Source organism: Candidatus Sulfotelmatobacter sp. (genome assembly GCA_035498555.1).
Lineage (GTDB): Bacteria > Eisenbacteria > RBG-16-71-46 > RBG-16-71-46 > RBG-16-71-46 > DATKAB01.
The window spans coordinates 1-8054 of record DATKAB010000041.1; the positions used below are offsets into that span (position 1 = coordinate 1).

Sequence of the window (8054 nt, forward strand, 5' to 3'; positions counted from 1 at the left end):
ATTCGTCACCTGGTCCGAGTTCAACCTCACCCACGGAATCCCGGGGCCCACTTCCACCAAGGTCGCGCACGTCACCGGAGCTGGAGCGGCCGCGTGGGTGGTCGCCGCCTCGAGCGCCGGGGGGACGCAGGTCGCACCCTCCCTGTGTGCCGACGGCGCCGGCGGCCTGTTCGTCACCTGGGTGGACACGCGCAGCGGAACGCATCTCTACGCCCAGCGCTATTCGAGCGCCGGCAGTCCCGCCTGGGCGGCGAACGGCATCCAGCTCGACTCGTTCATGACCTTCGCCGGCGATCCCGAGATCTGCGCCGACGGAAGCGGCGGCGCCGTGGTCGCGTGGACCGACGGCTCGGCCACGCCGCACATCTACGCGAAGCGCGTGGACGGCGCCGGCAATTTGATCTGGGGTCCGGTCAACACCTCGGGGCTCACCGGCAGCCAGAGCGCACTGCAGGTCGCGCCCGACGCCGCCGGTGGCGCCTTCGTCTGCTGGTCGGACACGCGCAGTGGCACGATGCAGATCTACGCCCAGCACCTGAACTCGAGCGGGCTTCCTCAGTGGTCGACCTACGGCGTTCCGGCGAGCGTGGCGGTATCCACCCAGGATCGCTCCGGGATCGTTCCCGACGGCACGGGAGGCGCGCTGCTCGGCTGGACCGATTCGCGCGCCGGCATCGACACCGAGCTGATCGGCCAGCACCTCGATGCCTCGGGCAATCGTGTGTTCGCGGCCGATCTCGCGATCAGCACCGCGCCCGGTGCCGCCAGCAGCCAGACCATGACCACCGACGGCGCGGGCGGGGCGCTGGTCGGCTGGAACGACCATCGCGCGGCTTCGTCGTGGCGCGGCGTGGTCCAGCGCATCGATCCGTTCGGCTACCGCGGCAATCCCGCGCCCGACATCGAGGCCTTGCTCGACGTGGCCAACGATCAGGGCGGGCGTCTCAAGCTCGCGTGGCGCGCGAGCGACATCGATCAGATGTACACGCCGATCATCGATCGCTACGACGTGGATCGCTGGAGCGGCACGAGCTGGACCCCGGTGGACAGCGTGTTTGCGGGCCCGCTCCCGAGCTACAGCCTGCTGGTCCACACGCTCTCCGATTCCACCGCTCCGGGCTCGCCGTTCACGGTGGTGCGGGTGCGCGCGATCGCGGTCGGCGGTGGCAGCGTGTGGTTCTCCTCGCCGGATTCGGCGCGCTCGGTGGACAATCTCCCGCCGGCCTCGGTGGTGATCTCGGGCACCTACGACCGCGGCCTCGCCACGCTCCACTGGACGGCGGCGCCCGATCCGGATCTCGCCGGCTACCGGATCTATCGTTCCACTTCCGGACCCGCCTCGCCCGCCGCAGGCGAGCGCATCGCCGAGGTCGGCGGCACTTCCTTCGTCGACGTGGTCGCTTCGCCCGCGGCCTACGCCGTGACCAGCGTGGATCGCCACGGGAACGAATCGCCGGCCAGCGCCTGGACCGCACCCGGCTTCGAGCCGCGCTCCGGGCTGCCGCCGGCGCTCGCGCTGGCCGCGCCGAGCCCCAATCCGGCGCGAGGCGCGGTCACGCTCGCGTTCCAGCTTCCCGCCGCGGCGCCCGCCGAGTTGCAGATCTGCGATCTCGCCGGCCGCGTCGTTCGCCGGCTGGCCGGCGGCACGTGGGCGGCGGGAGAGCATCGGATCGGCTGGGATCTGAACGACGAGCGCGGACGGCCCGTGGCGCCGGGCGCGTACTTCGCACGGCTGCGTGCCGGCGGCACGTCGTTGACGCGTGAAGTCGTGGTGCTGAAGTAAGGCGCAGCCCCTGCGGGCTATTCCGCGCGCAGCGCTTCGACCGGGTCGAGCGAAACCGCGCGCCACGCCGGCACCACGCCGGCAATGAGCCCAACGCCGAGCGCGGTGGAAAGCGCCGCCATCACCACCCACGCCGGGGTATAGCTGTTGAGCGCCGGCACCACGCGCCCCAGGATTGCGGCGCCGCCCGCCCCGACCAGCAGCCCGATCGCCCCGCCCGCCGACGCCGTGAGCGCGGCCTCGAACAGGTACCAGGCGAATACCTGCGTGCGCCGGGCGCCGAGCGCCTTGACCAGTCCGATCTCCTGCACCCGCTCCTGCACCACGATCCACAGAATCGTGAAGATGCCGATCGCGCCGACCAGCAGGCTGATCGCTGCGATCGCGGTGACGGTTCCCGTCACCACGTTCATGATCGCGTCTACCGTCTTCATGGCGTCACGCTGCGTGACGATGGTCACGTCCTCTTCGCCCGAGTGCCGGTCGATCATCAGCAATCGCGCCCGCTCGGCGACCTGCTCGCTCTCGTCGGTGCTGGCCGCCAGCAGATCCACTTCGGCCAGCTCGCTCTTGTCGTAGAGCCGCAATGCGTTGGCCACCGGGATGTAGGCGAGGTCGTCGAAGTCGAAGCCGAACACCGTGCCCTTCGATTCCGCCACGCCGATCACCCGGAATCGCGCGCGTCCGATGCGCACCGTCGCGCCGAGCGGATTGGAATTGCCGAACAGCTCGCGCTTGAGCGTGGGGCCGAGCACCGCCACCGTCTCCCCGCGTTTCCAATCGACGTCGGGAAGGAACTGCCCGGCCGCGACCTTCATCGACCAGACTTCGAGCGCCCTGCCGCCGACCCCCAGGATCATGACGTGCCGCCCCAGCGTCCCGTACTCGACCAGCGAGGTGCCGTCCACGAACGGCGTCGCGCCGCGCACCCCGGGCAGCCTCGCCAGCGCCCGCGCGTCGTCGAGCGTGAGGCTGCGCGCGCTGCCGCCCATCGCGCCGGGAATGCCCGCGGTCGAGACCTTGCCGGGATGAACGCCGACGATGCAGGTGCCGAACGCGCTCATCTGCCCGCTGATGAACCGGCGCGTGCCCTCGCCCAGCGAAGCCATCAGCACCACCGCCGCGACGCCCACCGCCACCGCCAGCGCCGACAGTCCGTAGCGAAGCCGGTGGGCGCGCAGCGCCTCGAGGGCGAGCGACAAGAGATCGCGCAGGCTCATCGCTTGCCTCGGAGCGCCTCGACCACCTCGAGCCGTGAAGCGTTCCGCGCCGGCAGCAGGCCGAAGAGCGCGCCGGCGACCAGCGCCAGCGCCGAAATGGTCGCGATCCAGCCGGCGCTGGGTGCCAGCGGGAACTGCGGCCAGAGCCTCGCCGCCACCTCGATCGCGGCGACGCCAATCGCGATTCCGATCGCGGCGCCGGTCGCCGAGAGCACCACGGCCTCGGCCAGGAAGAGGCGCAGGATCTGGGCGCGCCGAGCGCCGAGCGCCTTGAGGAGTCCGACCTCGGCCACGCGCTCCGAGACCGAGACCAGCATCACGTTCATGATCCCGATGCCGGCGACCGCCAGCGAGATCGCGGCGATGCCGGCGAGCGCCGCGGTCAGCGCGTCGATCACCGCGCGGAAGCTCCGGAGCATCGCGTCCTGCGTGATCAGGGTGAAATCTTCCTGCCGGTGCCGATCGATCAGCACCGCCTTCGCCCCGGCGGCGGCCACGGCGAGATCGGCGGAGCTCACCGCCTGCACGAGGACGCGCGCGAGGCTCGACTGGTTGAACAGGCGCAGGCCGCGCGCCACCGGAACGATGACCAGGTCGTCGTAGTTGAAGCCCAGCGATTGCCCCTTCGGGGCCATCACGCCGATCACGCGAAAGCGCGCGGTCGAAACCCGCACCACCCGCCCGACCGGATCCGAATCCCCGAACAGCTCGTGCGCCACGGTCTGGCCGATCACCACTTCCGCGCCACCCGCGCGCGGATCCACGCGGGGCAGGAACTCGCCACGGGCCATCTTCAGGTCGCGCATCACCGCATATTCGGCGGTGGTGCCGAGCACGTACACGTCGCGGTGGCGGTCTTCGTAGTAGACCGGCGCCGATCCGATCGAGATCGGTATGCACATCCGCGTGAGCGGGACGCGCATGCGAATCGCCTCGGCGTCCTCGATGGTCAGATCGCGGTCGCTTCCGGTTCCCATCGCGGCCATCCCGCTGGTCTCGGTGTGGCCGGGCGTGATCAGCACCAGGTTGGCGCCCATCGCCGCGAAGCGGCCGACGACGTAGCCCTTGGCCGCGTCGCCGAGCGCGGTGAGCAGCAACACCGCGGTCGCGCCGATCGCCACCGCCAGCAGCGTGAGCAACGTGCGCATGCGGTGAAGGGTCAGCGACTCCACCGTGAGCCCGCCGAGGTCCGTCAGCTTCATGACGACACCTCCTCCGGGCGCGGTGCGGAGGGCCGCGTCTCGGACGTCAGCCGCCCGTCGGTCATGCCGAGCAGCCGCTCGGCGCGCGCGCCGATCCGCGGATCGTGGGTCACCAGCACCAGCGTGAGCCCCTGCCGATGCAGGCGATCGAGCACCTCGAGAATCTCGTTGCCGGTGCGGGTGTCGAGATTGCCGGTGGGCTCGTCGGCGAGCAGGATTCTCGGCTCCAGCACCATCGCGCGCGCGATCGCGACGCGCTGGCGCTCGCCGCCCGAGAGCTGATCGGGGCGATGATCGCGCCGGCCCTCGAGCCCCATCGCCGCGAGCGCCGCGCTCACCTGGTCGCGGCGCCGCGCCGCATCCACGCCGGCGAGGATCAGCGGGAGCTCGACGTTGCGGCCCGCCGTCATGCGCGGCACCAGGTGGTAGCTCTGGAAGACGAATCCGATCTTCCGCTGCCGGATGTCGGCGAGCCGATCCTCCGACAGGCCCTGCACCGACTCGCCGTCGAGCGCGTAGGTTCCCGAGGTCGGCACGTCGAGGCAGCCGAGGATGTTGAGCAGCGTGGATTTCCCAGAGCCCGAAGGGCCCATCAGCGCGACGAACTCGCCAGCGCGGATGCGCAGCGAGACATGGTCGAGCGCCCGCACCTGGGTGGTGCCGACCTGATAGACACGCGAGACGTCGTCGAGCCGGATGAGATCCGCGGCCACCGGCGCGGCGCGCGACTCGCGAGGCGCGGGTCCCGGCAGCGTCGCGCTCATGGTCGCGCCGGAATGGCGGCCGAAGTCTGAGTCTCGCCCGACGACCGGGGCGGCGTGTACGACACCGGCGCTCCCGCCTTCACCCCGGCGCGATCGAGGCTGGTGACCACCAGATCGCCGGGTTCGAGCCCCGATCGCACCTCGGTCCACTGCCAGTTCCGCAAGCCCGCATCGAACGGCTTCGCCACCGCGCGGCCGCGGACCGCCACCAGCACGCGGCGGCCTTCGATCACCGCAGCGGTCGGAACGCGCAGCACGCTGTCGCGCCGCGAGAGGATCACCTCGACGTCGGCGGTCATGCCGGGGCGCGGCACCGGCCCACCCGGCGCGATCCTGAGATTCGCCTCGACCTCGATGGTCCGATCCTGCTCGCGGCTCTCCTCGACCATCGGCGCGACGCGCGTCACGGTGGCGTTCCAGACCGCGTCGGGATAGGTGTCGAGCGTGACGCGGGCCGGCAGCCCGGCGCGCAGTCGCGCGGCATCGCGCTCGTCGATCGGCGCGCTCGCATACACGCGCAGCGTGTCCATCACCTCGAGCACCGCCTGGCCGATCATGATCGATTCACCCACTTCGACCCAACGGCGCGTCACCACGCCGTCGAATGGCGCGCGCACCACCAGATGATCGAGCTCGTCGCGCGCCAGTCGCACCGCCGACTCCGCGCTCTGGACGCGCGCCTCGGCGGCCTGGCGTTCGGCCTCGGCGGCCTCGAGCTTGGAACGCGCCTCGTCCATGTCGGCCTGCGACACCATGGCCTTGTCGCGCAGCTCGGTGGTGCGATCGAAGTTCTGCCGCGCCAGTCGCTCGGCGGATCGTGCCGCACCCTGCAGCGCGTCGAGCGCCTGCGAGTCGCGGCGTGCCGCGACCAGCTGGGTTCGGGCCGAACTGTCGTCGAGGCGCAGCACGATGTCGCCGCGCCGGACCTGCGAACCCTCGCGGAAGGGGATGTCGACGACGCGCCCCGCGCGCTCGGCGCCGAGGCGCGCCTGGGCGCGCGTCTTGACCGTGCCGGCTTCGCTGTTCGCAACCACGTCCTCGACCGGGCCGCGCGCGATCTCGGCCACCTCGACCGCGATCGGCCGGGGCCGGAACGCCACACGCGAAAGCATCCACGCGGCAGCCGCTGCGATCGCCACCAGGGCGACCAGGCGCCAGACCCGACGCATGCTGATCCTCCTTCCAATACCTCGTGAACCAGCAGCACGTTGTGTGCCCCGCGGCGCCCGGTGGCGCTGGCGCCGCAAGTGCGCGCGCGGCTTGAGGTCGGCCAGGGTTCGGTGACTGTCGGAGGTGGGTCCGCGCCGGGATTGGCAGGAGGAGATGACAGGCCGTCAGGCCCCGGTTCCCGAGGGTGTTGATCGGCGGTCAATGATCTGTCGGGGCGGAAGCGCGCCGATCTGATCTCGGGTACGCTGCCGGCCGGACGTCACGAGGTTCGCCGGCCGCTCGAGGGCAACACATGGATCGATCGCGGCATTTGCGAACGGCCTGGTTCGCCCGGGCCGCGATTCTATTTGCGCCCGCTCTGATGTTGCCGGGGTGCGGGAGTTCGTCCACCGCACCGAATGCGTCGTACGACTCCCTCTACCCGAAGCCCGCCCCGGACCGCCCGCTGATCGCGTACTTCCTCTCGCCGCCGGCGGGCAGCGCCGATCTGCGCTTTGGAATCCACGTGCTCGACACCTCGGCCCGCACCGATCGCCTGGTGCTCGCGGGCAGCGTCAACAGCTACGACTGGATTCCGGGCAGCGACACGCTGGTGGTCTGTTCCGGCGGACGGATCATGACGCTCGATCTCGCTACACTTCGGCGGGCCAACCTCGCGATCCACGAGTCGTACAACTGCAGCGTGTCGTCGGACGGTGCGAAGATCGCATTCGACGCCACCGGCCCGATCGGGAGCGCGGTGTTCGTACTCGACCGGCGAAACGGAACCATCACCAACATCACGCCGGACTCGATGGTCTATCAGTTTCCGGCCTGGGTCGGCCCCACCGACCAGCTGGTGGTGGTGGGCACCAGCCCGACCGCCTCCGGCCTCTACTTCCTGACTCCGAGCGGGGCGCCGCGCCGCCGGCTGACATCCTCGGGAGTCGACACGCGATTCCCGACGACCTCGGCCAGCGGCGACTCGCTGCTGTGGGCTCAGGGTTCAACGACCCAAAACCGGCAGCTCGTCCTCGCCGACACCGCGAGCGTCACGCAGCGCAACCTGGCGCCGTGCTTCAACAGTGGGACCTGGCTGCCGCTGCCGGATCAGGCGGTGTACAACGCGCCGACCTCGAACGGAGCCCGCCTGTACACGATCGACCTCGTGACCGGAGTGTCGACGCCGTTGCAGTAGCGAGCCCCGGGTAGCGGCCGGGGCGCAACGCGTCCCGCGCGGGTTCTGGCTCGCGGTGAGGATGTTCGCGGTCGGAACGGGGAGTCGGTTCCCCGGCTGCTACCGCACCTCGAACTCGCGCACCATGCCCATCTGATAGTGGGGCTTGCCGCCGACCTTGGCCGGCATCTGGCAGAACGCGAAGTAGCGGCCGGGCGTGAGCTTGAGCGGCAGCCAGATCCGGCCCCGAGGTTGAAACGTGCCGCTTCCGCCGAGCGGCACGGCGGGCGCGGGCCCCGGCCGGTGGTTCTCGATCCAGTGGAAGAAGTCCTGCGGCTTGCGGCCCGGCTCGAGCCGGTAGGGATCGAACTCGTGCGTCTCGGTGCCCTGGTTCTCGACGCGCACCCAGTGCGATCCGGCCGACCAGTCGCCCTCGAACGTGTACGAATAGTCGAACATCTTGACCACGAGATCGGCGCTCGGGGGCTCGGCGCCATGGGTCGCCGGCACCACGTCGAAATCTCGAATCTGTCCGTGTTCCAGGTGGCCGGCGTACCAGCACGACACCGCGTAGTGACCCGGCCGGAGATCGATCCACACCACCGTCGAGTCGCCGGGCAACGCGAGGCCGGGCCCGCCGGAATCCTCGGCAAACGCGGGTACGTCGACGCCCGCCCGCACGCTCTCGGCGAAAGCGGCGGCGTTGCCATCGGCGGTGAGGAATCGCTCGAACACGCCCTCGTGCGTGGTGGTGCCGTG

General features: G+C 70.7%; 7 protein-coding genes. 2 read left to right on the forward strand and 5 right to left on the reverse strand.

Annotated features, from left to right (window positions below; all coding sequences use genetic code 11):
* The coding region (locus VMJ70_03445) for a FlgD immunoglobulin-like domain containing protein (protein HTO90166.1) at positions 1-1783 on the forward strand (1783 nt) is incomplete at its 5' end.
* 17 nt (positions 1784-1800) lie between these two features.
* Here the strand turns inward: VMJ70_03445 and VMJ70_03450 are convergent.
* From VMJ70_03450 to VMJ70_03465, 4 genes are read right to left on the reverse strand one after another with little or no spacing between them, the layout of a single operon-like run.
* Positions 1801-3003 carry an ABC transporter permease gene (locus VMJ70_03450; protein ID HTO90167.1) on the reverse strand — a complete coding sequence of 401 codons (1203 nt, stop codon included), beginning with the start codon at positions 3001-3003 and terminating at the stop codon, positions 1801-1803.
* A complete protein-coding gene (locus tag VMJ70_03455; protein ID HTO90168.1) occupies positions 3000-4205 on the reverse strand; it encodes an ABC transporter permease in 1206 nt (401 codons plus the stop codon). Before VMJ70_03455 ends, VMJ70_03450 begins: the two co-directional genes overlap by 4 nt.
* Positions 4202-4969, reverse strand: coding sequence for an ABC transporter ATP-binding protein (locus tag VMJ70_03460; GenBank protein HTO90169.1), 768 nt, complete (start codon positions 4967-4969; stop codon positions 4202-4204). Before VMJ70_03460 ends, VMJ70_03455 begins: the two co-directional genes overlap by 4 nt.
* On the reverse strand, positions 4966-6138 hold the full coding sequence (locus VMJ70_03465) for an efflux RND transporter periplasmic adaptor subunit (protein HTO90170.1): 1173 nt from the start codon (positions 6136-6138) through the stop codon (positions 4966-4968). The genes VMJ70_03460 and VMJ70_03465 overlap by 4 nt, the downstream gene beginning before the upstream one ends.
* A gap of 293 nt (positions 6139-6431) precedes the next feature.
* Between VMJ70_03465 and VMJ70_03470 the strand changes: the two genes are divergently transcribed.
* Positions 6432-7316 (forward strand): hypothetical protein, encoded by an 885-nt coding sequence (locus VMJ70_03470; protein ID HTO90171.1) that lies wholly within the window; start codon positions 6432-6434, stop codon positions 7314-7316.
* A gap of 99 nt (positions 7317-7415) precedes the next feature.
* On the opposite strand, the gene VMJ70_03475 is transcribed toward VMJ70_03470, so the two are convergent.
* Positions 7416-8054, reverse strand: a 639-nt coding sequence (locus VMJ70_03475; protein HTO90172.1) for a hypothetical protein, incomplete at its 5' end; no start/stop codon positions are given.